2 protein-coding genes are annotated in these 2,547 nt (G+C 70.1%); one reads left to right on the top strand and one right to left on the bottom strand.

The genetic code is table 11. From position 1 onward, the window contains the following. Nucleotides 1-410: DUF4131 domain-containing protein (locus tag ACR2JA_RS00180; protein WP_434007121.1), on the bottom strand; the 410-nt coding region annotated here is incomplete at its 3' end. A gap of 137 nt (nt 411-547) precedes the next feature. Between ACR2JA_RS00180 and ACR2JA_RS00175 the strand changes: the two genes are divergently transcribed. After that, the coding region (locus ACR2JA_RS00175; RefSeq protein ID WP_434007120.1) for a transglutaminase family protein at nt 548-2,547 on the top strand (2,000 nt) is incomplete at its 3' end.

Genomic DNA, 2,547 nt, shown 5'->3' with positions numbered 1-2,547 from the left:
CGCAGGTACCAGCCCAGTTGCAGTCGCTGGGGCAGCGGCACCGCCTGCCCCAGCCGCTGGGCCGGATCGGGCTCGAAGACAAAGCGCCAGCCGTCGGCACCGCGCTGCGGCAACTCGGCCACCTGGCCGCTGACCTCGATGTCCAGGCCCTGCAAGGCCGGGTCCAGCGCCTGGGTGGCAAAGTGCGCCGCGCGCAGGCCGGTGAACCCGCCACCGGCCAACACGCCGGCCAGCAGCACGGTGCTCCACCCCAGGCGACGGGACACCACACACAGCGCCAGCTGCACTAGGGCGGCGGCCAGCAGGGCCGCGTAGGCCAGGGCCGGCCACAGCGTGGCCTGCTGCAGCTGCAGGGCCACGCCCAGCACCCAGCCGGGCCACAGGGCCAGCAGCCGACCCGCCACGCTCACGGCCGCCCCACCGGTCGCCCGGCACCGGGTCTGTCATCAAGCCGTGGCGCGGCTCTTGCTAGCATGTACCGCAGCCACGCCGTGCGCCAGCGCGCCTGCGTTGTCATTGTTGTTCCCCCTGTCGAAAGTCCCCGAGCATGGCCATCCACGTTGCCCTGAGCCACATCACCCATTATCGGTACGACCGCCTGGTCAAACTGGGTCCGCAGGTGGTCCGCCTGCGCCCCGCGCCGCACAGCCGCACCAAGGTGCTGTCGTATTCGCAGCGCATCGACCCGGCCACCCACTTCATCAACTGGCAGCAAGACCCGTTCGCCAACTACCAGGCGCGCCTGGTGTTCCCGGAGCCGACCACCGAGTTCAAGGTCACGATCGACCTGGTGGTCGAGATGGCGGTGCACAACCCCTTCGACTTCTTCCTGGAGCCACGGGCCGAAGAATTCCCCTTCAGCTACGACGCCTCGCAAAAACAGGAGCTGGCCCCCTACCTGGCCACCGCGCCACTGACCGACCTGCTCAAGGCCTACCTGGCGAAGGTGGACGTCAAGAAGCGCCGCACCATCGACTTCCTGGTGGACATCAACCAGATGCTCCAGCGCGACATCTCGTACACCATCCGCATGGAGCCGGGCGTGCAGACGCCCGAGCAGACCCTCACGCTCAAGAGCGGGTCGTGCCGCGACACGGGCTGGCTGCTGGTGCAACTGCTGCGCCACCTGGGCCTGGCGGCGCGTTTCGTCTCGGGCTACCTGATCCAGCTCGCGCCCGATGTGAAAAGCATCGACGGCCCCAGCGGCCCCGAGAAGGATTTCACCGACCTGCACGCCTGGTGCGAGGTGTTCCTGCCCGGCGCCGGCTGGATCGGCCTGGACCCCACGTCCGGCCTGCTGGCCGGTGAAGGCCACATCCCGCTGGCCTGCACGCCGCAGCCCTCCAGCGCGGCGCCGGTCGAAGGCGGCGTGGACAAGTGCGAGGTGGCGTTCAGCCACCACATGTCGGTCACCCGCGTGTACGAATCGCCGCGCGTGACCAAGCCCTACACCGAGGAACAGTGGGCCGGTGTGGTGGCACTGGGCCAGCAGGTGGACGCCGACCTGGTCAAACACGATGTGCGCCTGACCATGGGTGGCGAACCGACCTACGTGGCCACCGCCGACCGCGACGCCGCCGAATGGAACACCGATGCGCTGGGCCCGACCAAGCGCGGCTACGCCACCGAACTGCTGGGCCGCCTGCGCGAACGCTACGGCAGCGGTGGCTTCGTGCACATGGGCCAAGGCAAGTGGTACCCGGGCGAACAGCTGCCGCGCTGGGCGCTGTCGGTCTTCTGGCGCGCCGACGGTGAGCCCTGCTGGCACAACCCGGCCCTGCTGGCCGACGAACGCGACAGCGCCCACTACAGCGCCGACGATGCGCAGCGCTTCACGCAGACCCTGGCGCGCCAGCTCGGCCTGTCCACGCAGTACATCACCCCGGGCTACGAAGACACCTGGTACTCCCTGTGGCGCGAGCGCCGCCTGCCGGTGAACGTGGACCCGTTCGACGCCAAGCTCGACGACGAGCTGGAGCGCGCGCGCCTGCGCCGCGTTTTCACGCAGGGGCTGGACGCCACCGTGGGCTATGTGCTGCCGCTGCAGGCCGACGGTGCCGGCCCCGCATCCCAGGACGGCAAAAGCGCCTACCACCGCGTCAGCGGCACCCAGTGGTCCACCGGGCCCTGGTTCTTCCGCGACGAGCGCATGTACCTCATCCCGGGCGACTCGCCCATGGGCTACCGGCTGCCGCTGGACTCGCTGCCCTGGGTGTCGGCGGCGGACTACCCGTACCACATCGAACAGGACCCGCACACCGCGCGCGACCCGCTGCCGCGTGGCGCGACGCTGAAACACCAGGTCTCGCCGCATACCATGGGCGGCGGTTTTGCCGAAGGCGGCGTGGTGTCCATGCAAGGCGCTGACTACGGCGCCGGCGATACCGGTGTCGACGGACAACCTGGCACAGGCGCTGGCAACGGCACGGCGCGCGCGCAGGCCTTGCTGGCCCAGTTCCCGCAGCGCGGCGAATCGGCCGCCTGGCTGACCCGCACCGCCCTGGTGGTGGAAGCGCGCGACCCGCAGCGCGCCAACGGCCCCAAGGC

The organism is Hydrogenophaga sp. (genome assembly GCF_051007235.1).
Classification (GTDB): Bacteria; Pseudomonadota; Gammaproteobacteria; order Burkholderiales; family Burkholderiaceae_C; genus Hydrogenophaga.
Note: the sequence above shows the minus strand (reverse complement) of the source record. Positions and strands in the feature narration are given on the sequence as shown.